The sequence below is a fragment of the Ruegeria sp. S84 genome (assembly GCF_056583445.1).
Map to the genome: position 1 here is coordinate 732,257 of NZ_CM152618.1, position 25,453 is coordinate 757,709.

A 25,453-nucleotide genomic window follows, 5' to 3' on the forward strand; every position below is an offset into this window, starting at 1 on the left:
CCTGTTGACTGGGGAATTGATGACAGAAAAGCGCTGAAACGGGGCTCACAATCCTGTGCGCGCGTCAGGCCGCACGTTTCTTCAGCAGATAGATATCCATGATCCAGCCGTGATCAGAACGGGCCTGCGTGCGGGTATCCAGAATGTCTTGCGCCACATCCGCCAATGGGCCTTTGATCAGAATCTCTTCTTTCATGCCCACATATGCCCCCCACCAGATGTCATAATCGGTCATCTTCAGGCTCTGGAACGAGCATTCGCCATCCAGCATTACGGCCACTTTCGACGCCGTTTCAGGCCACCCATCATCGCGGATGCGACGGCCTGTGGTCACGACATAGGGCGCGCCCAGCTCATTGATCGGGATCGCATGGGCTGCAGTCAATGCCTGTAACGCTGTGATTCCCGGCATAACCTGGACTTGCGGTTGCGGGTCCAGCCGCGCTGCAATTCTTAGCGAACTGTCATACAGCGACGGATCACCCCAGATCAGCAACGCCACCTTCTGCGCGTCCGGGTAGGCTGAAATCGCCTCGTGCCAGCGCAGGGCAATTGCGTCGTGCCATTCGTCGACGCCTCCGAGATAGCCGTCATCTGCCCGGCGTTTGGGAACATCAAAATAGGCAATCCGTGCAGGTTTGTCGGTGACCTGCGTGATGATGTCTTCGCGCAAACCGGCCAGATCAGCTTTGTTCTCTCCCTTACGCGGGATCAGGATCAGGTCCGCTGATCTGATCGCCTTCGCCCCCTGAAAGGTCAGGTGGTCGGGATTACCCGTGCCGATTCCGATCAGGATCAGTTCAAACATCTTCGAACTCTGCCAGCGGGCCATACAGGATCAGGGCCGGGGCGGTTCCAACCTCGGATCGCAGCTTGTCGGACAGGTCTCCGATTGTGGAGCGCTCCAAGGATTGCTCGGGAGTTGAAACAGATTCGGCCATCAAAGCAGGCGTGTCCAACGGCAAGCCATACGCGCTCAGGGCTTCGACCAGCAAGGGAAAAGTGCGCTTGCCCATAAATACGACCGTCGTCGCGCTAGCATCAGCCAGGGCGGGAAGGTTCAGATCGGTCGGCAATTTGCCACTTACGTCATGCCCGGTGACGAATTGAACACGACGTGCAGTCAGGCGTCGGGTCAGAGGAATACCAGCTGCAGCTGCCGCCGCGACAGCAGAGGGGATGCCGGGAATGATCTCGTACTTGATGCCGGCTGCCTGCAACGCGACCAGTTCTTCCTCCAGTCGACCGAACAATCCTCCATCACCGGATTTCAGGCGTACCACCTGCTGACCGGTCTGCGCATACTCCACCAACAATCGGCTGACGTGATCCTGCTTGGGCGAAGGGCGACCGGCGCGTTTGCCAACACCAACCAGATCAGCATTGTCACGCGCATGGGTCAGGATCGGGCCGCTGCTGAGATCATCAAACAGCACCGCATCGGCCTTCTGCATCCGGTCTACGGCCTTGAGCGTTAGTAGCTCCGGATCACCCGGACCGGAGCCAATGAAAGAGACAAAACCGGTCATGCCGAGGCCTCTGCAATAAGATGGAAAAATGTGCCGGTGACATTGCCACGTCGCGATCCTGTCTGAGGGCCTTCGGCCCCCTCGGCATCGAAGACTCGCGCAAGAGGAGCGTCAGGTTGTTCGATGATCGAGGAATAGTGGAACTCATGTCCGCGCAAGGCGGTACCCTTGGCAAAGCCAGGCATCGACGCCAAAAGTTCAGCCCTACGATAGCCAAGGTTGAATTTGCGCTTTTGGTATGAGGTTTGCAGACCCAACAACCCCGCCATCTGATGTGGCGCGCCTTCCTTGTCGACCAGAACTTCCCCCAATGCCATATAGCCCCCGCATTCACCATGCAGGGGCCGCGTTTCCGCGTGTTTGCGCAGCCCCGTCAAGAAAGTATCTGCTGCCGCCAATGTTCCTGCGTGCAGCTCGGGATAGCCCCCCGGTAGCCAGACCAGTTCAGCGTCTGCAGCTGGCGCTTCGTTTGCCAGTGGCGAAAAGGGCAGTATTTCTGCACCGGCGCTGCGCCACCCTTCCAGCAGATGCGGGTAGGTAAATGAAAACGCTGCATCACGGGCCAGTGCGATCCGCTGCGCCGGGGGCGCGGCAGCGCGGCTGACGATGGCCCAGCAGGGCCTGAGGAGGCCGCCCGTTTGATCGCATCCAGATCGACATGTTCACGCAGGAATGCGGCATATCCGGCGATTGCCGTTTCCAGATCCGGATGCTCAACCGCCTGGATCAGGCCTAGATGTCTTTCGGGCAGAGTCAGATCACCTCGGCGCGGAAGAACGCCCAGAACCGGCAATCCAGCCCGTTCCATGCCCAGCCGCGTCAGCCGCTCATGTCTTGGGCTGGCACAGCGGTTCAGGATCACCCCGGCAAAAGGTAGATCGGGGTTATATATCCGAAAGCCAAGCGCGGTCGCCGCCGCCGATTGCGCCTGTCCTCCGACATCCAGGACCAGAACGACCGGCCATCCCATGCGTAGCGCCGTTTCAGCGCTCGACCCATGCCCCAGCTCTCCGGGTTTGGCGACGCCATCAAACAAACCCATTGAGCCTTCGGCCACCACAATATCCGCGCCCGTCGCCTGCTCAGAGATCGCGCTTAGCAGCGGCTCCCCCATCGCCCAGCTATCCAGATTGAACGAGGCACGGCCTGCCGCAGCCCGGTGAAAAGCCGGGTCGATGTAGTCCGGCCCGCTTTTGAACGGCTGCACGGTCAATCCGTCCTCGGCCAGAGCCCGAAGCAATCCCAGCATGACTGTAGTTTTGCCTGTGCCCGACGACGGTGCGGAAATCAGTATTCCCGGAGGGTTAGTCATCACCATGACTCCAGCTCGACCAAGGGCTGTCGGCGCTTTGCGGGCGATAGCGACGGTCGTAAGTTTTTGAATACAGACAGCTTTCGTCAAACCCTTCGCCCGCCAGCGCCGGACCCACCATGATCAGAGCCGTACGCGAGATGCTGTCGTCCAGCGCCTCTTTCAAGGTCGCCAGCGTCGCGCGGATGATCCGTTCATCCGGCCAGCTGGCGCGGTAGACAACGGCGACCGGGCAGTCCGCACCATAGGCAGGGGTCAGGTCGGCGATGACATTGTCCAGATTTCCGATCGACAGGTGAATGGCCAGAGTGGCACCTGTTTTAGCGAAGTTTTTCAGCGTTTCACCTTCAGGCATCGACGACGCGCGCCCGGGCGTCCGGGTCAATACTACCGATTGCGCCAGTCCCGGAAGGGTGAGTTCAGTTCCCAGAGCAGCAGCTGCGGCGGCAAAAGACGGGACACCGGGCGTGACGCTGACCGGGATTCCCATTTCTTTCAGACGTCTGACTTGTTCTCCCATCGCCGACCAGACAGACAGGTCCCCGGAATGCAGCCGCGCCACGTCTTGCCCGGCTTTGTGCGCTGTTTCGATCTCGGCCATGATCTGATCCAGATCCATCGGAGCCGTGTTCACGATCTTCGCGCCGTCGGGGCAGTGGCTCAAAATCTCCTCGGGAACCAATGAGCCAGCATAGAGGCACACCGGGCAGGAGGCGATGATATCGCGCCCGCGTAGGGTTAGCAGGTCGGCGGCACCCGGTCCGGCGCCGATGAAATGAACGGTCATGTCTGTCCTCCGATGGCGACGGCGCAGGTTGCAAGCCGGTCGTCCGAGATTTGTCTGGGTGAAATCAGCCGCGCGCCATGTCCGGCGGCAGCAAGAGCGGATGCTTCGGCCACGCTGCCGGTGCCATATGTGGCGCGACTGCGGGCTGAGCAAGTAAGTGTGCGTTGTTCGGCAAGATCATTTGCCGGAATGAAATGTATCGGCAGCTCAGTTGCTTCTGCAAGCGCGGAAAGTGCGGCGTGTCCGTCCTTGTCCGCAACGGTCGCAAGGGCATCGACAGTTTTTCCTGTCGAGGCAAGCTCGAAAGCGGCACGAAGACTGGCCAGCGTAGCAGAGGATGAGAAACCTAACCCCGCGACGATCATAACGTGAGGCTCCACTGCACTACGGGATAGGCAGATTTCCAGCCTCGCCGTGGACCAAGCGCAGCTGCCTGCGCCAGTTCGATGCGCAGCAGGTCTCCGCCCAGCTTGTCGTGCCATTCAGCTAGCAGCGCTTCGCTTTCGAGTGTCACCGCGTTGGCGATCAGCCGCGTGCCGCCCTGAAGGTTTGCGTGTAGCCAGTTCAGCAGATCCGCACTCAGACCGCCACCGATGAACACCACATCGGGTCGGTCAAGATCATCCAACGACTCTGGTGCAGAACCGTGCACAACGCACAACCGATCTTGCCCCAGCGTATTGGCGTTTCGGCGAATGCGTTCGGCCCGATCAGCACGCGGCTCGATAGTCGTTGCAGTTAGCGTCGGATCGCACATCAGCCATTCGATGCTGATCGAACCGGTGCCGCCGCCAATATCCCACAGATGCTCACCCCGCTGAGGGGCAAGCGCCGACAGGGTTAGCGCGCGAATGGGGCGCTTGGTGATCTGGCCGTCGGTTTCAAAAATGTCATCGGGCTTTCCCGAGGCTTTGGGGAAGGCACGCCCAGTACCCGCGACATCAAGACCGACACAAACCGGATGTTCGAAGGTTCCAAGCAACGCCTCGGTCAGCGACACGTTGCGCGCGCGTTCACGGGGGCCACCGAGCGCTTCCATGACGTGCAGAGTGCAATCGGCAAAATCGGTTTCGCCCAGATAGGTCGCAAGCTCGGCTACGGCTTTGCCATCGCGCAGCAAGAGAATCGCGCGCAGGCCGGGTGCCAAGTGAGGGCGAAGGCGCGTCAGAGGCGCGGCATGTAGCCCGAAGGTCAACGTGTTTTCAAGCGGCCAACCAAGCCGCGCAGCAGCAAGCGAAAAGGTCGACTGGCCGGGTAGGGCAATCCATTCGTTCGTTTCGAAATTACGCGCGATAACGGACCCGGCCCCGAACCAGAACGGATCACCCGAGGCCAGCACAACGGTTTGCCGACCGCGCAATGCGGTCAGAATTGGCAGGCCATCGGCAAATGGGACCGGCCATTCAATCCGTTCCGCCGCGCTGTCTGGGATCAACGACAGGTGGCGTGTCGGACCCATGACAATCTCAGCGCGGTCCAGCACTTGACGGCTTGCGGGGGACAGGCCATCCAGTCCATCTTCGCCCAAACCCAGAACGGTCAACCACGGAGTTTCAGACATGCCCAACCTCCTGATTCTTGGTGGCACGACCGAGGCGAATGCTCTGGCAAAATCGGTTGCCGATCAAGGCATTCCCGCTACATATTCCTACGCCGGACGTGTCGATAACCCGCGCTCGCAACCCGTGCCGATGCGCGTAGGCGGGTTTGGTGGTGCAGCGGGACTGGCGCGGTACATTCACGAGCACGGCGTCACCCATGTTGTCGATGCGACTCATCCCTTTGCGGCGCAGATGAGCCGAAATGCGGTGGAAGCCTGTGCGGGGGGCGCAACGCCCTTGGCCGCTTTGACGCGACCTGCTTGGGTCGCGCAAGACGGGGACAACTGGCAGCACGTACCGGATATTGAAGGTGCGGTTGAAGCGCTGGCCGGTCCAGCCCGCCGCGTCTTCCTGGCAGTTGGCCGCATGCATCTTCATGACTTCGCAGCCCAACCTCAGCATCACTATCTTTTGCGGCTTGTAGACGATCCGGACGCATTGCCGCTTCCGAAAAGCGATGTGATCGTTTCGCGGGGCCCGTTTTCTGTTGAAGAGGACCGGGCCTTGATGGAACGTCACCATACGCAATTGATTGTATCCAAGAATGCGGGTGGCACAGGCGCCCGGGCCAAACTGGATGCCGCCAGGGCGCTGGGCTTGCCGGTTCTGATGATAGACCGTCCGACCCTGCCGAAGCGGACCGAGTTGGCAAATGTCTCGCAGGTCTTGGACTGGCTGGCGCATGCTTAATCCTTGGCCAGCGTGAATCTCGGGGTGTAGACGATCGGGGCGCTGTTGCGCTCGACTATGCGGGTCAGGGACGAGCCGACGATGACGACAGTCTGCATGTCCGCCATATCTGCCGTGGCTTCTTCCAGAGTTGAAATCCGCAAAGTTTCATCCTCGCGGGATACAGCGCGTGCGAACAGGATCAGGCGTTCCGGCTCACATTCCTCCCGCAGGATTTCCAGCGTTTTTTCAAACCCTTCCGGTCGAGACTTCGAGCGAGGGTTATAGAACGCCATGGCGAAATCGCCCTGCGCGGCAAGTCGCAGGCGTTTTTCGATCAGTGGCCATGGCTTCAGGTTGTCGCTCAGGTTGATGGCGCAGAAATCATGCCCTAATGGTGCCCCGGCACGGGCCGAAGCCGCCAGCATCGCAGTGATCCCTGGCAACACTTCGATCTGTATGTCGCGCCAGTCTTTCGGCCCGTTTTCAAGCGCTTCAAACACCGCAGCGGCCATTGCAAACACGCCGGGATCCCCTGACGAGACTACAACGACGCGCTTACCGTCGGCCGCCATTTGCAAAGCGTGCTGAGAGCGGTCGATCTCGACCCGGTTATCGCTGGCGTGCAGGGTCAACCCCTCTCGCTCGGCCACCCGAGCAACATAAGGGATGTAGCCAACCACGTCCGTCGCTTCTGCCAGAGCGGCAGTGACTTCGGGAGTGACCAGTGCTTCGTTTCCAGGCCCAAGGCCAGCGATCTTGACCCAACCGCTCATGGTCGGCGTCCCTGTCCATGAACCAGTATGATTGAGAAATAGGGCGTGATTCCTTCGCAATTATCAGACAGTTTGCAGACCCGTTGGTTCGGCATCTGAGCGTATTCGACGATCCACGCGCGGTCATACAGCCCGGCCTGTTTCAGCGCGCGCTTTACCTTGTCGAAGTTCCGCCCGATCTTCATGACAACCAGCGCGTCGGTCTGGGTCATGCGTTCAGTCAGCGTATCCTCGGGCAAGGTTCCAACAAGAACCGTGAGGACATCGTCGCCCCAAGTTATCGGGTCACCGGTTGCGGTCCAAGCGCCGGACATGCCAGTTATGGCAGGTACGACTTCGACTTCAGATATGTCTCGTAATCGATTGTAAAGGTGCATAAATGATCCATAGAAGAACGGATCGCCTTCGCACAGGACCACTACATCCTCACCATTTTCGGTAAGCGATTTCAGATGTGCGGCACAGTCTTCGTAAAACACCGAAAGGAGTTCATTATACCTTGGATCCGTCACCGGGATTTCGGTTGTTACCGGGTACTCCATTGGAAACTCGATGGCGTCGCCGGGGATCATTCCATTAACGATCTTGCGGGCCTGACCTGTGCGGCCAGGTTTGCGAAAAAACGCCACATGGCGGGCATTGCGCAGCAGGCAGTCCGCACGGACACTCATCAGGTCCGGATCGCCGGGGCCGAGGCCCACGCCGTATATTTTACCCCCGCTCATTCCGTGCGGCTCGCGATAGCATTGATGGCAGCAACTGTGATCGCACTGCCTCCCAAACGGCCTTTGACGATACAGGATGGTACTGGCTGCGCTTCCCACAAGGCATCCTTGGACTCGACCGCTCCGACGAAGCCCACCGGGCAGCCGATAATGGCAGCGGGGCGTGGGCAGTCGGGATCTTCCAACATGTTCAGAAGGTGGAAAAGCGCGGTAGGGGCGTTACCGATCGCGACCAGTGCTCCTTCCAGATGCGGACGCCACAGCTCTAGCGCGGCGGCAGAGCGCGTGTTGCTCATTTCGGCAGCCAGAGGGCGCACGCGCTCGTCATGCAGGGTGCAGATCACTTCGTTATCAGCGGGCAGGCGAAAGCGGGTGACGCCTTCGCTGACCATGCGGGCATCACACAGGATCGGCGCGCCATTTTCCAGCGCGGAACGCGCTGCCGAGACAAAACCGTCCGAGAAATGGACGAACTCTTCCAGCCCGACCATCCCTGCGGCGTGGATCATCCGAACGGCGACCTGTTCTTCATCGGCATCGAACCGGGCCAGATCAGCCTCGGATCGGATGGTGGCAAAGCTCTGCTTGTAGATCGCCGCGCCGTCGGTTTCGTATTCATAGGGCATCAGGTGAAGTCCATGGTCATGAGTGTTTCTTCGGTCAGGCCGCGTTGGCAGGGCTCATCCCCCGCACGGCCTTGTTTGACAAGGTCAAATCGTCCGGAATTGCCAACCAAAGTGACATCGGCCGGACCCATTCGGGCGCATCCCTTGGCGCAGCCCGATACATGCAGGCTGCCTGCAACGCGCGCGGCCAGGGCGCGCGCCACACCGCGGGTTTCGACCTGCGCCTGCGGGCAGTATGGCGCGCCGGGGCAGGCGTCGGTTGTTCTCAGCGGGTCGGTGCCATCTGTGACAAAGTCAAGGGCGGGTATCGCCGCCCCGCCTTCCAACAGGAACAGCCGCCATGGTGTGACCCGCAGGGCAGTGGCGTTGCTGTTTTCGATCAGCAAATGGAGTTGCCGCGCCGGTAGCTGCCCAAAGGCAGCGCCATAGAGTGTCCCCTGCACGCAGGCTCCCGGTTGAAGAGGCACGCCAATGGGGCCGGGCGCGCTGCCTTGCCACTCGTTGGGCAAACCATATGTGGCAACGGTCCGCGCCATGCGGCGGGTCTCGGTTGTGTGGGTTTGCGCAAACCACTTCGCCAACGCGATCACTTGGTCGATTGCTTGGGCTTCGCTCACCGCTCGCCCGGTTTCGGCCCCGTCCGCGCGCAGGATCAGGCTGCCCGAACCGAGTTCAAGCCGGATATCCGCCGAGTCATCGGCCAATAAACGCTCGGAACCTGTGTCGATGGCAAAGCCGAACTTGGCAGGTAAATCCGGAAGCTCGGCCAGACGCTGGATCAATTCCTGTGTCAGCCGAGCGGTCAGATCACCGGCTTCATAGAGTGGCGAGACCAGAATGTTGCGGCGAATTTCGATTCCGGGTTCGGCGTCCAGCAGGTTCAGCGAGGAAAGCGCGGCCAACAAGGATTGATGGTCGGTTTCCTTTACTCCACGCAGCTGAAGGTTGGCGCGGTTGGTAAGGTCGATCGTGCCATTGCCGAACCGTTCCGCCAATTCGCACAGCCCTATCGCCTGTTGGGCATCCAGGCGCGCCAGCCGAGGGCGCACACGCACGACCAGCCCATCACCGGACATCATCGGGCGATGGGCACCTGGGCACCAGCCCTGCACGATGGGCGCACTCATCCCAACCCCTCCAGGACGGCGCGGATCGAGTTCCGGCGGGTATGCCATAGCCCTGCCTCCAGCAGTGCCCGGAACCGATCCTGCATGGCCTGATGTGCTTGCGGGTTTGCCTGTTGCAGGAAGGCGTCGACCTCTTCATTGCCCAGCGTGGCGTCGTGGTACAGATCGAACAGATGCGGTGCGACTGTGCCGGACAGATGCGCGAAAGATGCCATATGATCCAGCGTCGCCGCGATTTCAGCGGCACCCCGAAACCCGTGCCGCTGCATTCCGGCAATCCATCCCGGGTTGGCGGCGCGGGCATAGACGACGCGGCTGATTTCCTCGGGCAGGGTGCGGGCGCGCGGGTTGTCCGGGTTGGTATTGTCCAGATGATAAAGCTGCGCAGTACCACCAGTGATTTTCTTGGCGGCAGCAAATCCGGCCTCGTGCGTTGCATAATCATTGGCCAGCAACAAGTCCGTCTCGGTCAGGTCCTGTAGGTGCACAAAGCTGTCGGCGTTGGCGACGCGTTGCGAGATACCGTCCTTATCTTGCGCTATATGCTCGCCTTCCAAAGCGAAGGAACTGGCATCAAGCCAAGCCTCACCCGCTTGCACGCGTGCCTCATCCGTATAGGTTTCGGACAGATGAGTCATGTTCAGACCATAGCTGCCGGGGGCTGGCCCATAGACCCGCGCCGCAGGCTCCTGACCGGCGTAAGGATTCCAGTCGGGTGCTTCATCTCGTTTGGTCAATGCGCGGACAGCCTGACCGTAAAGCGCTGAAAGCGTCGGGAACACGTCCCGGAACAGGCCAGAGACGCGCAGTGTTACGTCCAGACGCGGGCGGCTGAGATCGGTGATCGGCAACACTTCGATGCCCGAGACCCGCTCAGACCCTTTATCCCAAACCGGCTTCACTCCCAGCAGGTGTAGCGCCATGGCGAATTCCTCGCCCGCTGTGCGCATAGTGGCCGAACCCCATAGATCGACGATCAAGCCCTTGGGGTAGTCGCCTTCTTCCTGCAGATGCCGCCGAACCAGCTCTTCGGCGAGCTTGACGCCTTGTGTGTAGGCCGCGCGCGTGGGAACCGAGCGTGGGTCGGTCGTATATAGATTCCGCCCGGTCGGCAAAACATCCGTACGCCCGCGATAGGGGGATCCGGACGGCCCGGCCTCGATCCGTTTGCCCGCTAAAGCGTCAATCAGGGCAGAGCGTTCAGCTTGGGCTGAGGGGGCAGCGTCGAAATTGCCCGTCTCATCGGGGACGCGCCCAAAGATATGCAGCCCATCACCGAACTGGCTTTCCTTGATGTCGCAGACAAATCGGTCAATGCGCGTGATCGCCTCGGCGGTACAGGTGGCCTGATCGAGGCCAAGATCGCTTTCCAGCCCGATCGCCTGCGCCTCGTCCCGGATATCTTCCTGCAGGCGATCGCGGCGTTTGGGGTCTAGCCCGTCCGCGTTCGAGAACTCGTCCAACAGCGATTCCAGCCGCACCATGCGATCTGGTGTGCCGCTTTCCTTCATCGGGGGTGGGATATGGCCCAACGTGACCGCCCCGATCCGACGCTTGGCCTGCGCGGCCTCGCCGGGGTCGTTGACTATGAAGGGGTAGATCACCGGCAGATCGCCGATTAACGCCTCGGGCCAACATTCGTTGCACAAGGCGACTGATTTTCCCGGCAACCATTCCAGCGTGCCATGCGCGCCGATATGGATCAGCGCATCCGCGCCCAATCCTTTGCGCAGCCACAAGTAAAAGGCGACGTAGGCGTGGCGCGGTGTGCGCGACAGATCGTGATAGTCGTCATCGCGCAGTTCGGGTGTGCCGCGCTCGGGCTGCAGCGCGATCAGAGCCTTTCCGCGACGCAGCGCAGTGAAGTGGAATGCGCCGTTTGTGAAAGCAGGGTCGTCTTCGGGAGTGCCCCAAACCTTATTGAGATCGGCGCGGAGTGTTTCCGGCAGCGCCGCCAGCGCCGCCTGATAATCCTCTAGCGGCCATGAAATCCGGGCATCAAGAAGAGTTTCAGCAATTGGCTCGGCAGGCGCGGTGTCATACCCTTCGCCTTGCAGATCGAGCAACATTGCCTCAGCCGAGGCCAGCGCATCCAGACCCACTGCATGTGCCATCTGCCAGTCTTTGCCGGGATAGGTCGATAGTACCAGCGCCGGAACCTGCTCCGCTTTGGGTTTGTCGTGAAGGTTCAGCCAGCCGGAGATGCGGTTGATGATGGCTTCGATCCGTTCGGGTTCAGCCCGATGAGCGAAGCGAGAATACTCGAGATGCGGGTCGCGTTTGCCCGGCTCTTTGAAGGATACGATGCCCGCGTTGATCCGCCCGTCCACTTCCGGAAGGACCACATGCATGGCAAGATCAGCTGGTGAAAGGCCACGTTCTGCGTCAGCCCACGCTTTGCGGCGTGAGGTGGCCAGCGCCACCTGAAAGACCGGCACCTCTGCCACATCGAGAGGTGAGGTGCCTGATGCGCCCTTGCCTGAGAATGAGGTGGCGTTGACGATCGCCGAAGGCTTCAGCGCCACAATAGTCTCGCGCAGCCAATCGGCGGCATTTGGTGCTTTGAGCGACGAGGCAAACAGGCCGACGGCCTCAAAACCCCGCGCCCGCAAGCTGCGGATCAACGCCGCAATTGGGGCGGTATCTGCCGAGGTCAGGTATGCGCGATAAAAGGTCACGATGATACGTTTCGTATCACCTGACAGAGCGTTTTCTGCCGGGATCACACCGCGATCCGGGCACCAGGCGCCGCATTCGGGGATGGTCTTCGCGCCCATGACCGGACCTGCATACAACCCCGCTGCCAGTGCCATCTGCGCCAGAGCGGCTTGCGCCGCGACCTCTCCGCCGGTGTCGCACAGATGCGCCAGCCGCCGCAGGGTCGAGACGGGTAGGGTAGAGTAGTCGTCCAGTCGTGTATCCTCGCGCCCGTCTGCAGGCAGAACGGCCAGCGCAATTCCGTTGGCTTGCGCCAGTGCCAGAACCTGTTGCAGTCCGTAAGCCCAATAAGGCACACCGCCAATTAGACGGATCAGGATGCCCTTTGCGCCCTCCAGTGTCTGCTCGACATATGTGTCGACTGAGAGGGGATGCTTCAACGCCGTCAGATTGGCCAGCCGCATCGTTGGCATGCGTCCTTCAGGCCCACCTCCACGATGCCATCCCGCCGCGAAAGCGCCAAGGTCACTGTCGGAAAAGGACAGCACCACCAGGTCCGCCGGGCTCTGGCCCAGATCGGTCGGGGTCTCGGTTTCTTCGAGCCCATGGCTTTCGCGGAAGACGACGTGCATAGGTCTTACTCGGCAGCCTCGGTTACACCCACGAGGATATCGCGGATCTCGGCCTCTTTGATATCGTCATGCTCGGCAATGACCACAAGGCGCGAGCGACGGTCTTCGCCGGGCTCCCACGGGCGGTCATATTGGTGACGCACGCGCGCACCGACGGCCTGAACCAGTAGGCGCATGGGCTTGCCCTGAACGGCGGCATAGCCTTTGACGCGCAGGATATTCAACTCGTTGGCCAATCGTTCAATCTTGGCGACCAGATCAATCGGATCGGTTTGCTCGGGCAGTTCAACGATGATGCTTTCGAAATCGTCATGCTCGTGATCGTGATGGCCGTCGTGATGGCTGGGACGCGCGTCCATGTCATCCTCGGCCGCGGCTTCTAGACCCAGCACGACGCGGACGTCCACGGCACCCTCAGCCACTTCGACTACGGGCAGGGGGCGGGGCGCTTCGGCGGCGATGATCTCTTTCGCTTTCGCAACGCCTTCCGGGCCAGCCAGATCGGGCTTGGTCAGCAGAATGATGTCGGCGCAGGAAATCTGATCCTCGAACACCTCGGACAAGGGAGTTTCATGATCAATCGAGTCATCTGCCATGCGTTGCGCATCCACCGCCTCGACATTCGGAGCAAACCGACCAGCGGCCACAGCCTCGGCATCGGCCAGAGCAATCACGCCATCGACGGTGATTTTCGAGCGGATATCGGGCCAGTCGAACGCCTTCAGCAGCGGTTTTGGCAGGGCAAGACCGGAGGTTTCGATCAGGATGTGATCAGGGCGCGGCTCTAGTGCCATCAGGGCTTCGATGGTCGGGATGAAATCATCGGCCACGGTGCAGCAGATGCAACCATTGGCCAGTTCCATGATGTTTTCCGCGGGGCAATCAGGAATGGCGCAGGATTTCAGGATATCGCCATCGACGCCGACATCGCCGAATTCGTTGACGACCACCGCCAGACGCTTGCCCTGCGGGTTCTGCATCAGGTGTCGCACCAAAGTGGTTTTGCCCGAGCCCAAAAAGCCGGTGATCACAGTGACGGGGAGTTTCTCAAGATTGCTCATTTCAGGGCTCCAATCGGGGGAATGCGGGCCGCACAGTTTTTGCGGAAATGTTCGGGACGTTCGCGCCATTTGACCAAACCGTCCTCGGTGGCGAGGTATTTGGCTGCGCCTTCGACGATGGTTTCGACATGGTCGATCTCGTTCAAATGCTCATACACGAAAGTCCAGCGATCCGGTCCTCCGCGTAGCACGATCGAGCAGCCTTCATCGCAATTCGACAGGCATTCCACAGCTTTCAATGTAATGCCTTCGGGCAGGCCCGCCTGTTCAAGCGCCTTGTGCAGCAACGTGCCGGGGCGCTGGGCGTCATCCTCGACAGGCAGCCCGCGACGGCAGGTAGTGCAAACCAACAGTTCGACCGGTGCGGTCTCGGTCATGTCTCTCATCCCCCCAAATCCTCTTCGTGGGGGACGGGGTTTCATGCGGGCCGATCACAGCCCCACACCGGAACACCCCGTCCGGTTTCATCTTCGGGCGTTGGCAGGTCTCCCGGCTTGCGGATGTCAGAGGAGGCCTCTGTCGGATGTCCCGCCTTCCCGGCCATACTGCCAGTGGCTTTGGGCACCCTCTCCGGTCACGGTCGCGGGGGCGGCTGCGTTTGACGGCAAAAACCGCTGACGCATTCCCTTTTCATCTGCTCTCGCAGACACCAACGAAAGGGACATGCGGCAGGGCAGGGTTGCTTGTCAAGCGAGTCGCGCCGATCCGTGAAAAAGCGGATAAAAAGCGACCTGTCGGGGTCGCTGGGCGGCATGATACTTCTGCAACGACGTGCTGGCATGGCAGCAAGATGCGAACAGGAGGATACCGCGCATGAAAGTAGGGTTTATCGGGCTGGGGAATGTAGGGGGCAAGCTATCTGGATCGCTGCTACGAAACGGTATCGATCTGACGGTTCATGACCTGAACCCGGATCTGGTGACCGAATTCGTCGCCAAGGGTGCCAAAGCCGCCAAAAGCCCGGCGCAACTGATGCGCGATTGCGATGCTGTTATAACCTGTTTGCCTTCTCCTGCGGCCTCGGATGCGGTGATGCAGGAAATGTTGCCAGAGGTCGGCCCTGGCAAAATCTGGATGGAAATGTCGACCACCGACGAAGCCGAAGTCAAACGCCTTGGCGCAATGGTCATCGAACGAGGCGGCGCAGCGGTGGATTGCCCGGTTTCGGGCGGATGTCACCGGGCAGCGACGGGTAATATCTCGATCTTCGCAGGCTGTGATCGTGAGACTTTTGAACGTATCCTGCCATTCCTGACCACCATGGGGCGGCGCATTTTGCACACGGGCGATCTGGGCTCGGCCTCTGTTCTGAAGGTGTTGACCAATTATCTGGCGACCGCCAACCTGATCACCTGTGCCGAGGCATTGGTGACAGCCAAGGCCGCCGGCATGGACCTTGGAACCACCTATGAGGCGATCAAGATATCGTCAGGCACATCCTTCGTGCACGAGACCGAAAGTCAGGTCATCCTGAACGGCTCGCGCGATATTTCCTTCACCATGGACCTGGTGAAAAAAGATATCGGTCTGTTTCAGGAGGTCGCCGACCGTGCCGGAGTTCCCCTTGAGATAAACCCATTGATGATTAAGATTTTCGAAGATGGCATCGCGCGATATGGTGAGCGTGAACTGTCCCCGAACATCATCAGGCGGCTAGAGGACGCGACCGGACTGGAGATCCAGGCGCCAGGGTTCCCAACCGAGATGCTGGACGACGAGCCAGAAGAACCGGGTTACGAGGTGATCCCGCAGAATCGGTAGATCAAATAATCGGCAAGCGTTGCGGCTGTCTGGCGACCTGGTTGGACAAAATTCTGGGGCTATTCTAAACAGGTCGACAGGAGTCCGACACCGGCACAGGCAAGAGAACAACTTATGACGAATGAGACCTTTCTCATCGTAACAACGATGAAAAACGAAGGGCCTTTCATGATCGATTGGGTGGCCTACAACCACGCAATCGGTTTTGATGACATTCTGATTTATACCAATGATTGCGCTGATGGTACCGATGCCATGGGCAAACGGTTGCAAGCGCTTGGCTGGGCTCACCACGAACGAAACAGGCTGGGTCCGCGCGCCGCGCCGCAGGTTCGTGCATTTTCGCTTGCGCGGAATCACCCAAGCTATCTGTCATCGGATTGGATTCTCAGTTTGGATGTGGACGAGTATATCAATATCCGTTTACCCAATAGTGATATAAGAAGCCTCGTTGAGGCCAGCGGCGTGGCGGACGCGATCTCGATCTGCTGGCGCATGTTCGGAAACGCGGGTCAGAACGATTTCGTTGATCGACCTGTACCTGAGACTTTCTTTCTGGCCGCCAACGAAGACGGCTATCCGCATCACCGGACCAAAGGGTTCAAAACGCTGTTCCGCAACAACGGAAAATTCAGCCGTTTTCGCGCCCATCGTCCCAGGATCAATCCAGAAGATGCACCGAACCCTGACGCGCCATACGAAGGCGTGTTGTGGCGGGATTCGGGCGGGAACCTCTACCCAGCAGACCAAGTGAAATGGAAAGCATGGCGTGGTTTCAGCCATGAATTCGCGCGCATTCATCATTATGCTGTGCGCAGCACTGATAGCTTTTTGGTCAAGCGCGACCGTGGGCGCACCAATCATGTGGGGCAGGATCAAGGGCTCAAATACTGGCTCATGATGAACCACAATGATGTTGAGGATCGCTCAATTCTGGAACACATGCCGGCTATGCACGACATCAAAGCTGAGATGATGGCAGATCCGCAATTGGCAGACCTCCATCACCAAGCATGTGAGTGGCACAGATCGAAAGCCGAAGAATTGAGAGCCAGACCGGACTGGGTTGATCTGGTTGAAGCGTTGCAAAATTCCTCTACCGGAGAAGACGTCTATGGGTGAAGCTGTATCTGCTGAGGATCGCCGCAAGAAGCAAGCTGAGCAGCGCGAGCGGAAGGATTCCCTGCGGCGCGAAATGCTCAAGACCATGCCGCATGGACGGCTGAGCGTTGAAATTGGCGTTTGGAAGGGCGAGTTTTCGCGGATTCTGCTGGAAGAGCTGCAGCCCTCGAAATTGTGCCTCATCGATCCCTGGCAAGTACAGCAAGACCCGGATGGCGGTGCTTCGCTTGCCGGAGCGCGCACTCAAAAGGATATGGATCGAATTTACGAGGCAGTGACGGGCAAATACAGCACCGAGATTGCCAAGGGGCAAATTTCGATCATTCGCGACTATTCGCGACCAGCGCTGCGTTTGTTTGAAGATCAAAGCATCGGGTTCGCCTATCTGGACGGCGACCATTCCTACGAGGGCGTAAAAACGGATCTGAGTGCTTTGCTGCCCAAGATGATCGAAGGCGGCGTAATCATGCTTGACGATTATCACAGGCGCGGTTGGTGGAAAGATGACGTGATGCGTGCGTTCCACGAATTCCTCGGGGCACATTCTGCGGGGCTGCGGCTCAAGGCCATCATGGGGGCGCAAGTGGCCGTCGAGAAACTTTGAGCCGAGATCATTTTCTGATTATAGATTCGTGCGACGTAATCTGGGCTGGCTGATGTCTTCCAGCGTCAACAGTGTTAAGCAACAAGTTCAGCGATGACGGATAGGGTTGTTGTCTAAGTCCGATCATTTTTGAATAGCGGCACTTTCCCAGGCAGACAGGAACTTTCTGCGCTTCAGCGTATCGAGGAACGTCAACAGCGCAGGGTCCAGCGCTATCGCTGCGCTTTCGGTCGTGGAGTCCTGCGTGTCCAGAAGTGGCAGTGCTGCCATTGATTCCGGATTCAGCGTGGTCAGGTGCCGGACAAAGGTCTCCGCTTCCTCCGGCAAGCGGCTTTTGCCAGTTACCATGGCGGTTCGCATCATCGTCGTCTGAAAATCCGAAGGCAGAATGATCTGAAGGGCATCCTTTCCTTCTGTTCGTACCGCCGCATAACTGCCAAGCACGTTGTAGGCCACCGCGATCGTACCATCCGCCAGGTCGTTAATCATGTCGCCCGAACAACAATACAGCCGCACGTCCAGGCCGCCCAAAACCTCCATCAAGCGCCAATAGGTTTCCGAGGCGCGGGCGTCCTGCGTGGCGAACAAATAGCCCAATCCCGACTGGCGCACGTCATAAGTGCCGACTTTGCCCCGAAAATCATCCGGGCGGGCGCGCAGCGCTTCGATCAGTTCCTGCCGCGTTTGCGGCATTGGTTGTCCTTCGAACGCGGTGCGGTTGACAACGATGGTTGCGGGTTCCGAAGTGAAGGCGAACAGGCTTTGATGCCATTGCGCCCAAGGGGGGTGCGGAAGATCGTTAAGCGCCAGCGCATATCCGTCATTCGCGAGCTTCAGTTGCAGGTCCATCGCGCTGGAAACGACAACGTCGAACGCTTCTGGCGTGGCTCGGACGCGTCGGTCGATATCGGCCGTGCCGGTCACCAGATATTCGACCGATATCGCTGGATTCTGGGCGACGAAATCCTCGATCAGCGGCGCAAACAGGGCGGTATCGGTGCTGGAAATGACCCGCAGTCGGGGGCCGTCGGCACTTTCGTTGAATATTTGTCGGTCTTCCCAATCCTGAGCCCCTGCGCCGCTGGCGAACAGGCACAGGATCAGAGTGACAAGATAACGCATGCGCCGCCCTCCGCTTTGTTTGACAGTACCAGCGTGCCGCCATGGGCGACCGCGACGTCCTGGGCAATGGTTAGCCCGAGGCCCGATCCGATGGTTCCCGCCGCGTTCTGACCACGTTCGAAACGTCTTGTGAGCGTTTCGATTTCATCTGGCGGAAAGCCTGGCCCCTGGTCACTGACCGTGATCCGGGCTGTGGGTGACCCTGCGACATCGATGACTACGGTACTGTCCGCTGGCGCATATTTAAGCGCATTGTCTACCATGTTCCGCACCGCATTTTGGATGAGGATGGGGTCGCCCGAATACATGACCTGCGGTTCGCCGCTCAAAGCAAGCGAAAGGTCTTTCATTTCAGCGATGGGCGTCAAGCGCTGGACAAGCTCACGGATCAGAGTCACCAGATCGATATCCTCGCGCTCCAGATGGTCGGCGCGGAATGTGATCATGGCGTGATCCAGTAGTTGCCCCGCAGCCCGAGAGCTTTCGTCGATGGCGCGCATCATTGATCGTAACGCCTCGCGGTTGTCTTCTCTCTCGACCCGTTGCAGCGTCGCCTCGGCATAAGACCTGACCGTTGCCAGCGGGGTGCGGACCCTATGGGCGGCCTCGGCGATAAAGTCCTCGGATTGGCTGAGAGACTGGTCCAGGCGTCCCATCAGCGAATTCAGCGATGACACCAAAGGCGCCATTTCACGCGGTACTGGTTTTTTGAATGGGCTGAGATCTTGCGGTCCCCGACGGGTGACGGATGTCGTTAATCTGTCGAGCTGGCCGATGGTGGCCGAACTCACCCAGAAGGACAATACAGCCGCAAGCACAAAGAACCCCAATCCCAAAAGGCCGGCATTGCGTGAGATTTGATCCAGCGTCTCCGACAGCGCATCTTGGGTCTGTCCCAAGGCCACTTCGATTTCTGTCTGATTTCCCAGCCCAACCAGTGTGCGGCTGGCACTGACCTGACGAACGTTTTCACCGCGCACCTCACCGAAGCGAAAGGTCCACTTTCCATCAGCGGGTCCTTGAGTTGGGGTCAGGTCTTCGTAGCCGGACAGGAACTCGCCATCCTGAAAGATCGCATAAAACACCCGGTCGTCCGACGGCGTGCTCAGCATTGAAAAGGCAGCATAGGGGATATCGACTTCAAGCTCGCCTCCGCGCAGCGCCGCGGCGTCGAGGATCGAGGTGACTGAGGCACCCAGAATGTTGTCCTGACCTTGCTGGGCAACCTGAACTGCATAGTCGCGGACAGCAAAGAACAGCACAAGGGCCAGAATCGCGGCACCGCCGATTAGCGTTAGCGCAAGACGGTTTCGTAGTGATCCGGAAACGTTTGGATTAGTTGCCATGATCCAGCCTGTAGCCCAAACCGCGCAACGTTGTGATCCTGAGGTCCGATTTTTCCAGATGCTTTCGCAGTCGGCCGACATAGACCTCGATGGCATTGTCCGAAACATTGTCGTCGTAGGAGAACAACCGGTCCGCCAGCTTCTGCTTAGAAAACACCTGACCGGGGGCGTTGATCAGCAGTTCCAACAAGCGCAGTTCACGGTTGCGAAGCGAGACGATATCGTCGCCCACCGTCAAATGACCCGCAACGGGATCAAAGACGACGCCGCCAATTTCAATCGTCGTTTTGGTCTTGCCGGATTTGCGTCTCAGCACTGCGCGGCAGCGCGCCTCAAGTTCGGCATGGTCGAAGGGCTTGGTGACATAATCGTCCGCCCCAAGATCGAGTGAGCCGATTCGATCCGACACTTGACTGCGGGCGGTCAGAACGATGACAGGTGTGTCCAGATGGCTGGCGCGATGCCGTTTGAGGAAATCCCGCCCGTCCCCGTCGGGAAGCATGATGTCCAGCAGGATCAGGTCATACTCATCGATTTCAACAAAGGCCACAGCATCTTCTATTTTCTCTGCGTGATCAACCACATGCCCGTCAAGCCGCATGCGCGAGCTTATGGCATTGGCGAGGTCCAGATTGTCTTCGACCAAGAGGAATTTCATCGGGATCCAATAGTAATTTCACCCATGACAGGTTGATGTCAGGTTGATGTGTTTAGGTTTCGAATAATCTGAGCCGCACTGCGGCCGGTTGTCAAACGGGAGGAATTCATGACGACAATCAAACTGGGCCGTCGCGCCCTGATCGCGGCTGTGACCGCTATTGGTCTGGCTGGACCGACTTTCGCTGAAGAGGTCGTAGATAGCATCCACTTTCTGATCCCCGGTGGCGCAGGGGGCGGCTGGGACGGCACTGCCCGTGGCACAGGTGAGGCGCTGACGAATGCGGGTCTCGTGGGAACTGCATCCTACGAAAACATGTCGGGCGGCGGCGGTGGTAAAGCCATCGGATATCTGATCGAAAACGCCGACAGCAACCACGGCACGCTCATGGTCAACTCGACCCCGATCGTGATCCGCTCTCTGACCGGAGTGTTCCCGCACAATTTCCGCGACCTGACACTGGTCTCGGGCACGATCGGTGATTACGCGGCGATTGTTGTGGGCAAAGACAGCCCCATCAATTCAATGGCGGACCTGCTAGCCGCGTATGACGCCGATCCAAGTACAACGGCCATCGGCGGCGGTTCTGTGCCGGGTGGGATGGACCATCTGGTCGCGGCGATGGTTATGGAAGCGGCAGGCAAGGACGCTTTGGGCGTGAAGTACATCCCCTATGATGCAGGTGGCAAAGCGATGGCCGCGCTTCTGTCCGGTGAGATTGCCGCGCTGTCGACCGGTTTCTCGGAGGCTGTCGATCTGGCGAATGCGGGTGAGGTGAAGATCATTGGCGTCACCGCGGAAGAGCGCGTGGATGCAGCCCCTGATGCGCAGACCATGAAAGAGCAGGGCATCGACACAACTTTCGTGAACTGGCGTGGGTTCTTTGCTGCTCCTGGTCTGCCAGAGGACAAGCTGGTCGCTTATCAAGAAGCCATCGCCAAGATGTATGACACACCTGAATGGGAAGAGGTCCGCGCCCGTAACGGTTGGGTGAACATCCACAACTCGGGTGCTGATTTCCAATCCTTCCTGGAACAGCAGGAAAAACAGATCGGCGATCTGATGAAAAAGTTGGGTTTCCTGTAAGGATACCTCGGGCAGAGCGGGCAACCGCTCTGCCTCAACCAACAATAAATCAAAGGAGGGGGAAACATGGCGCTGGATCGCTGGATCGCGCTCGTTTTGCTGGGCATATGCCTGACATATGGCTACACTGCTTGGTTCACGATGGATGGCAGTCTGCCCCCCTTCATGCAGCGCAACCCCATTTGGCCGAGCACCTTTCCCAAGGTGCTGTCGATTTTGGGGATAATTGCCACAACGATTATTCTGTTGGGCTTTGAAAAGGCTGAGCCCAAAGAGGCTGATATCGATTATCGGAGGCTGGGCGAATATCACCTAGGCCAGGCGCTGCTGTTACTGGCTTTGATGGTTGCCTATGCGCTGTGCCTGCGTCCGGTTGGATTTCTGATCTCGACATCCGGGTTCCTGATCCTCGGTTCTTTCATTCTGGGCGAACGCAAATGGCACGTCATGCTGCCGGTTGCCGTAATCGCTACAGGTTCAGTCTGGTACCTCGTGCAAGAGGTTCTTGGCATCTACATGCGACCCTTGCCGGGCGTTTTCGGAGGCTGACATGCTTGAAGGATTGTTGATCGGCCTACAAACGGCATTCTCCATCCAAAACTTGTTGATGGTCATAGCGGGCTGTCTGATTGGTACATTCATCGGCATGCTGCCCGGTCTTGGGCCGATGTCGATCATCGCCATTATGATTCCGGTCGCCATTTCGATGGGCGATCCGTCCGCCGCATTGATCCTGCTTGCCGGTGTCTATTACGGCGCGATCTTTGGTGGCTCGACATCTTCCATTCTTCTGAACGCGCCGGGGGTCGCGGGAACCGTGGCCTCAAGCTTCGACGGCTATCCGATGGCTCGTCAGGGCAAAGCCGGGAAGGCGCTCACAGTTGCCGCTATCGCCAGTTTCGCCGGGGGTACGATAGGCGCGCTGCTGCTGATGGTCTTTGCGCCTGCATTATCCTCGGTCGCACTGCTGTTCCACTCGGCTGAGTACTTTGCCTTGATGGTAGTGGGTCTGTCCGCCATCGCCGCTTTTGCGGGAACCGGGCAGGTGGCCAAGGCAATTGTCATGACCATTCTCGGGCTGATCATGGCCACCGTCGGCGAGGGCGCGCTGTTCAACTTGCCGCGTTTCACGATGGGGATCATGGATCTGCAGTCCGGCTTTGGTTTCATCACGCTTGCAATGGCGATGTTTGCCCTGCCCGAAGCGCTGTTTCTGGTTCTCAAACCCAAGGACCTGCAAGGCGACGAAGGCGAAATCAAGGACTTGCGCATCACAGGATCCGAGGCAAAGGCCATCGCTCCGGTGGTTGGTCGCCAATCTGTGCAGGGTTTCTTTATCGGTGTGCTTCCGGGGGCAGGGGCAACGATTGCCAGTTTCCTTGGCTATGCGGTTGAACGCAATATTGCCCCGAAAGAAGAGCAGGAGGAGTTCGGCAAAGGCTCGATCAAAGGTCTGGCAGCACCCGAGACAGCCAACAATGCTGCCTGTACCGGTTCCTTTGTTCCGTTGCTGACGCTCGGCATTCCAGGTTCCGGAACTACGGCCATCTTGTTGGGCGCACTGATCGCGCTGAATGTGACACCGGGTCCGCGCCTGATGATCGACGAGCCTCAGGTGTTCTGGGCTGTCATCATGTCGATGTTCATTGGCAATCTGGTGCTGCTGATCCTGAACCTGCCGTTGATCCCCTATATCGCCAAGGTGCTTGCAGTACCGCGCAACTATCTGATCCCGTTCATTTTGTTCTTCACCCTCATGGGGGCCTATATCGGGCAGAACAATGCCACGGAACTGCTGATATTGGTGGGCTTTGGCGTCTGCGCCACGGCACTGAAATTTGCCGATTACCCTCTGGCACCACTGCTGATCGGTTTCATCCTTGGTGGCATGATGGAGGATAACTTCGCCCGTTCCATGCAGCTGTATGACGGCATCGCCTTTATCTGGGAACGTCCGATGACGCTGGGCCTGTTGGTGATTGCCCTCCTTCTGGTGCTGTTGCCCAGTTACCGCGCACGTCGCGCCAAGGCGCGAGCGGCAGGCGTGGCCGATGGCGACTGAGCCACTTTCAGGCATTCGGGTTCTTGACCTGACTAATGTCCTGGCCGGGCCGTATTGTTGCTACCAACTGGCCCTGATGGGGGCCGAAGTGATCAAAGTCGAGCGGCCCGGCAGCGGAGATCTGGCCCGTGTGCTGGGGGCGGATCCTGATCGGAACAAGGCCGGCATGGGCATCAGCTTTCTGGCGCAGAATGCAGACAAGAAATCCGTGACCCTGGATATGAAGGCTGATCGGGGAAAGGCTCTGCTCAAGCGGCTGGTCAAGACTGCCGATGTGCTGGTCGAGAACTTCCGACCCGGCGTGATGGACCGGCTTGGGCTGGGGTATCAGGTTCTGCGCGCCGAGAACTCCAGACTGATTTATTGTGCCATCAGCGGGTTTGGTCAGGATGGACCACGCCGGGATGACCCGGCCTATGACCAGATCGTGCAGGGGATCAGCGGTGTCATGTCAATCACAGGTGCGTCGGATACCGCGCCTTACCGGGTCGGCTATCCTCTGGCAGATACCGTCGGCGGGATGACGGCGGCCTTTGCCATAAGCGCGGCCTTGAATGCCAACCCGCGCGGGGCATTCCTTGATGTCGCAATGAACGAGGCGGTGGTTTCGACCATGGGGTGGGTGGTGTCCAACTATCTGGTCGGTGGTGTGACTCCTGCGCCGCATGGGAACGAAAACACAACCTCGGCCCCGTCCGGAACTTTTGCCACATCCGACAACCCTATTAATATCGCCGCCAATCGCGACGAACAATGGCATGCGCTCGCCCAACATCTGGGCCGCGCCGACCTTTTGACGCATCCGGACTACCTAACCCGCGAGGATCGCAAGACCAACCGGCATGAATTGCGCCAAGAACTGGAACGCACTCTTTCTACCCGTCCAGCCAGTGATTGGGTCCAAGAGTTGAATGCGTTGGGTGTACCGGCCGGGCCGGTGATGACGGTGCCGCAGGCTTTGTCCGACGACCAACTCTCAGGTCGCGGGCTGATTGGAACTCTGTCGGCGCACGGAGAGAGGTTACGCCTTGCGGGCAGCCCAGTGGTTATTGATGGCGCACGCTGCATGCCACGATCCGCACCACCGGATCTTGGGGCCGACAACCTCTCGATTTGGGCCGAGCTTGGACTGTCGGACGCAGAGATCAAAACGTTGCGACATGAGAGGGTGATATGAGCGATGTTGCCGATTGGTGGCGCACCGCCATCATCGATATGGAGCCCGGGCGCATTGAACTGCGTGGCCAGCCGATTCAAGACCTGATCGGCAATCTGGGTTTCGCTGAAATGATTTGGTTGATGGTGCGGGGTGACAGACCGACACCTGCGCAGGCTCGATTGTTCGAGGCCGCTTTGGTCGCCGCCGTGGATCACGGCCCGCAAGCCCCCTCGATCGCGGCTGCACGAATGGCGGTGACCTGCGGGCTGTCTCTTAACAACGCGATGGCGAGTGCTGTTAACATGCTGGGTGACATCCATGGTGGTGCCGGCGAGCAGGCGATGGAGCTTTATCACTTTGTAGACGCCCATGCCGAAGGCCCAGAACAGGCATTGGACGACTGGATCGCCGAACGCGGGAAGATACTGCCGGGTTTCGGGCATCGGTTCCATACACCGACGGACCCGCGCGCACCCCGGCTGATGGCCCTGGTTGCTGATGCAGTCGAACAGGACGCCTGCGAAGGTCGGTTCATGAAAGTCGGGCAAGCCGTGGAAACCGACCTGATGCGCCGGAAAGGCAAGCCGGTGCCGATGAATATCGATGGTGTCACGGCAGTGATCTATGCAGAGCTAGGCTTTGCCCCGCCATTGGCACGAGGCTTGTTTTGCCTTTCGCGGTCGGTCGGCATTCTGGCCCATGCCTGGGAGCAGACCCAGCAAGGCGGACGCAACAAAGGCCCTACGCCACCCCACTACCGCTGGACTTATCTAGGCGATTGAAGTTGAGGTATGCCGCCTGTCGTTCCTCATGGCTTCAGGTGCCTTTTATCCAGATTCTGAAACACGGCGACATAGTTTGTCGCCAGCGCCTTCGCTTTGCAGCCAACACCGTCTAGAACTGCGTAGTACAGGAGCCGGAGAATTTTGGTGAAGTGCCGAAACAGCTGGCGCAGGTGGGACTGGCGTAGCGTGTTGTCGTTTTCCAGGAAAATGCGCACAAGGCGGACAACGTAATCGCCCTAAGTCAA

At 59.1% G+C, this 25,453-nt stretch carries 24 protein-coding genes, 1 pseudogene and 1 riboswitch; of the genes and pseudogenes, 9 read left to right on the forward strand and 16 right to left on the reverse strand.

Annotated features, from left to right (window positions below; all coding sequences use genetic code 11):
* Positions 1–64: 64 nt before the first annotated feature.
* From cobF to cbiE, 6 genes and pseudogenes are all read right to left on the reverse strand, one after another.
* Positions 65–808 carry a precorrin-6A synthase (deacetylating) gene (gene cobF / locus AC1DFB_RS03720; RefSeq protein WP_170801843.1) on the reverse strand — a complete coding sequence of 248 codons (744 nt, stop codon included), beginning with the start codon at positions 806–808 and terminating at the stop codon, positions 65–67.
* Positions 801–1,529, reverse strand: coding sequence for a uroporphyrinogen-III C-methyltransferase (gene cobA, locus AC1DFB_RS03725; protein WP_480922153.1), 729 nt, complete (start codon positions 1,527–1,529; stop codon positions 801–803). Before cobA ends, cobF begins: the two co-directional genes overlap by 8 nt.
* Positions 1,526–2,847: pseudogene (locus tag AC1DFB_RS03730) on the reverse strand (cobyrinic acid a,c-diamide synthase CobB). The gene cobA and the pseudogene AC1DFB_RS03730 overlap by 4 nt, the downstream one beginning before the upstream one ends.
* Complete coding sequence (gene cobM / locus AC1DFB_RS03735; RefSeq protein ID WP_170801840.1) at positions 2,834–3,628, reverse strand: precorrin-4 C(11)-methyltransferase; 795 nt, start codon at positions 3,626–3,628, stop codon at positions 2,834–2,836. The pseudogene AC1DFB_RS03730 and the gene cobM overlap by 14 nt, the downstream one beginning before the upstream one ends.
* Positions 3,625–3,993, reverse strand: a complete 369-nt coding sequence (locus tag AC1DFB_RS03740; RefSeq protein ID WP_480922154.1) for a cobalamin biosynthesis protein — start codon at positions 3,991–3,993, stop codon at positions 3,625–3,627. The genes cobM and AC1DFB_RS03740 overlap by 4 nt, the downstream gene beginning before the upstream one ends.
* Positions 3,990–5,189, reverse strand: coding sequence for a precorrin-6y C5,15-methyltransferase (decarboxylating) subunit CbiE (cbiE, locus tag AC1DFB_RS03745; protein ID WP_480922155.1), 1,200 nt, complete (start codon positions 5,187–5,189; stop codon positions 3,990–3,992). The genes AC1DFB_RS03740 and cbiE overlap by 4 nt, the downstream gene beginning before the upstream one ends.
* On the opposite strand from cbiE, the gene AC1DFB_RS03750 reads away from it, so the two are divergent.
* Positions 5,188–5,919: a cobalt-precorrin-6A reductase gene (locus AC1DFB_RS03750; RefSeq protein WP_480922156.1), complete on the forward strand. Its 732-nt coding sequence runs from the start codon at positions 5,188–5,190 to the stop codon at positions 5,917–5,919. The genes cbiE and AC1DFB_RS03750 overlap by 2 nt on opposite strands.
* Here the strand turns inward: AC1DFB_RS03750 and cobJ are convergent.
* From cobJ to AC1DFB_RS03785, 7 genes are read right to left on the reverse strand one after another with little or no spacing between them, the layout of a single operon-like run.
* Positions 5,916–6,674, reverse strand: a complete 759-nt coding sequence (gene cobJ, locus AC1DFB_RS03755; RefSeq protein ID WP_170609343.1) for a precorrin-3B C(17)-methyltransferase — start codon at positions 6,672–6,674, stop codon at positions 5,916–5,918. The two genes, AC1DFB_RS03750 and cobJ, sit on opposite strands and share 4 nt — an antisense overlap.
* Positions 6,671–7,399, reverse strand: coding sequence for a precorrin-2 C(20)-methyltransferase (locus AC1DFB_RS03760; protein ID WP_480922157.1), 729 nt, complete (start codon positions 7,397–7,399; stop codon positions 6,671–6,673). The genes cobJ and AC1DFB_RS03760 overlap by 4 nt, the downstream gene beginning before the upstream one ends.
* Positions 7,396–8,025 (reverse strand): precorrin-8X methylmutase, encoded by a 630-nt coding sequence (locus tag AC1DFB_RS03765; RefSeq protein ID WP_170391845.1) that lies wholly within the window; start codon positions 8,023–8,025, stop codon positions 7,396–7,398. The genes AC1DFB_RS03760 and AC1DFB_RS03765 overlap by 4 nt, the downstream gene beginning before the upstream one ends.
* Positions 8,025–9,152, reverse strand: coding sequence for a precorrin-3B synthase (cobG, locus tag AC1DFB_RS03770; RefSeq protein WP_480922158.1), 1,128 nt, complete (start codon positions 9,150–9,152; stop codon positions 8,025–8,027). Before cobG ends, AC1DFB_RS03765 begins: the two co-directional genes overlap by 1 nt.
* Complete coding sequence (cobN, locus tag AC1DFB_RS03775; RefSeq protein ID WP_480922159.1) at positions 9,149–12,442, reverse strand: cobaltochelatase subunit CobN; 3,294 nt, start codon at positions 12,440–12,442, stop codon at positions 9,149–9,151. Before cobN ends, cobG begins: the two co-directional genes overlap by 4 nt.
* Positions 12,443–12,447: 5 nt before the next feature.
* Complete coding sequence (gene cobW, locus AC1DFB_RS03780; RefSeq protein ID WP_170662098.1) at positions 12,448–13,503, reverse strand: cobalamin biosynthesis protein CobW; 1,056 nt, start codon at positions 13,501–13,503, stop codon at positions 12,448–12,450.
* Entirely contained in the window at positions 13,500–13,880 is a 381-nt protein-coding gene (locus AC1DFB_RS03785; RefSeq protein WP_170391837.1) for a DUF1636 family protein, read from the reverse strand. The genes cobW and AC1DFB_RS03785 overlap by 4 nt, the downstream gene beginning before the upstream one ends.
* 85 nt (positions 13,881–13,965) lie before the next feature.
* Positions 13,966–14,172, reverse strand: a riboswitch (cobalamin riboswitch).
* A gap of 144 nt (positions 14,173–14,316) precedes the next feature.
* Between AC1DFB_RS03785 and AC1DFB_RS03790 the strand changes: the two genes are divergently transcribed.
* From AC1DFB_RS03790 to AC1DFB_RS03800, 3 genes are all read left to right on the forward strand, one after another.
* On the forward strand, positions 14,317–15,264 hold the full coding sequence (locus AC1DFB_RS03790) for an NAD(P)-dependent oxidoreductase (protein ID WP_170391835.1): 948 nt from the start codon (positions 14,317–14,319) through the stop codon (positions 15,262–15,264).
* A 114-nt stretch (positions 15,265–15,378) separates the two neighbouring features.
* Positions 15,379–16,386: a glycosyltransferase family 2 protein gene (locus AC1DFB_RS03795; RefSeq protein ID WP_480922160.1), complete on the forward strand. Its 1,008-nt coding sequence runs from the start codon at positions 15,379–15,381 to the stop codon at positions 16,384–16,386.
* Positions 16,379–16,990 (forward strand): class I SAM-dependent methyltransferase, encoded by a 612-nt coding sequence (locus AC1DFB_RS03800; RefSeq protein ID WP_170648128.1) that lies wholly within the window; start codon positions 16,379–16,381, stop codon positions 16,988–16,990. Before AC1DFB_RS03795 ends, AC1DFB_RS03800 begins: the two co-directional genes overlap by 8 nt.
* A gap of 123 nt (positions 16,991–17,113) precedes the next feature.
* On the opposite strand, the gene AC1DFB_RS03805 is transcribed toward AC1DFB_RS03800, so the two are convergent.
* Genes AC1DFB_RS03805 through AC1DFB_RS03815 form a run of 3 tightly spaced genes read right to left on the reverse strand, consistent with a single transcriptional unit; the run spans position 17,114 to position 20,116 of the window.
* Positions 17,114–18,112, reverse strand: coding sequence for an ABC transporter substrate-binding protein (locus AC1DFB_RS03805; protein WP_170401224.1), 999 nt, complete (start codon positions 18,110–18,112; stop codon positions 17,114–17,116).
* Positions 18,091–19,458 (reverse strand): sensor histidine kinase, encoded by a 1,368-nt coding sequence (locus AC1DFB_RS03810; protein ID WP_170735384.1) that lies wholly within the window; start codon positions 19,456–19,458, stop codon positions 18,091–18,093. Before AC1DFB_RS03810 ends, AC1DFB_RS03805 begins: the two co-directional genes overlap by 22 nt.
* The gene (locus tag AC1DFB_RS03815) at positions 19,448–20,116 is read right to left on the reverse strand and encodes a response regulator transcription factor (RefSeq protein ID WP_170420955.1); all 669 of its coding nucleotides are present in this window, start codon (positions 20,114–20,116) and stop codon (positions 19,448–19,450) included. The genes AC1DFB_RS03810 and AC1DFB_RS03815 overlap by 11 nt, the downstream gene beginning before the upstream one ends.
* A gap of 108 nt (positions 20,117–20,224) precedes the next feature.
* Between AC1DFB_RS03815 and AC1DFB_RS03820 the strand changes: the two genes are divergently transcribed.
* From AC1DFB_RS03820 to AC1DFB_RS03840, 5 genes are all read left to right on the forward strand, one after another.
* A complete protein-coding gene (locus AC1DFB_RS03820; protein ID WP_170391824.1) occupies positions 20,225–21,202 on the forward strand; it encodes a tripartite tricarboxylate transporter substrate-binding protein in 978 nt (325 codons plus the stop codon).
* A gap of 66 nt (positions 21,203–21,268) precedes the next feature.
* Positions 21,269–21,751: a tripartite tricarboxylate transporter TctB family protein gene (locus AC1DFB_RS03825; RefSeq protein ID WP_170401217.1), complete on the forward strand. Its 483-nt coding sequence runs from the start codon at positions 21,269–21,271 to the stop codon at positions 21,749–21,751.
* Between the two features lies 1 nt (position 21,752).
* Positions 21,753–23,264 (forward strand): tripartite tricarboxylate transporter permease, encoded by a 1,512-nt coding sequence (locus tag AC1DFB_RS03830; protein WP_170391820.1) that lies wholly within the window; start codon positions 21,753–21,755, stop codon positions 23,262–23,264.
* Positions 23,254–24,441 carry a CaiB/BaiF CoA transferase family protein gene (locus AC1DFB_RS03835; RefSeq protein ID WP_480922161.1) on the forward strand — a complete coding sequence of 396 codons (1,188 nt, stop codon included), beginning with the start codon at positions 23,254–23,256 and terminating at the stop codon, positions 24,439–24,441. Before AC1DFB_RS03830 ends, AC1DFB_RS03835 begins: the two co-directional genes overlap by 11 nt.
* Positions 24,438–25,205: a citryl-CoA lyase gene (locus AC1DFB_RS03840; RefSeq protein ID WP_170420960.1), complete on the forward strand. Its 768-nt coding sequence runs from the start codon at positions 24,438–24,440 to the stop codon at positions 25,203–25,205. Before AC1DFB_RS03835 ends, AC1DFB_RS03840 begins: the two co-directional genes overlap by 4 nt.
* Positions 25,206–25,453 lie beyond the last annotated feature (248 nt).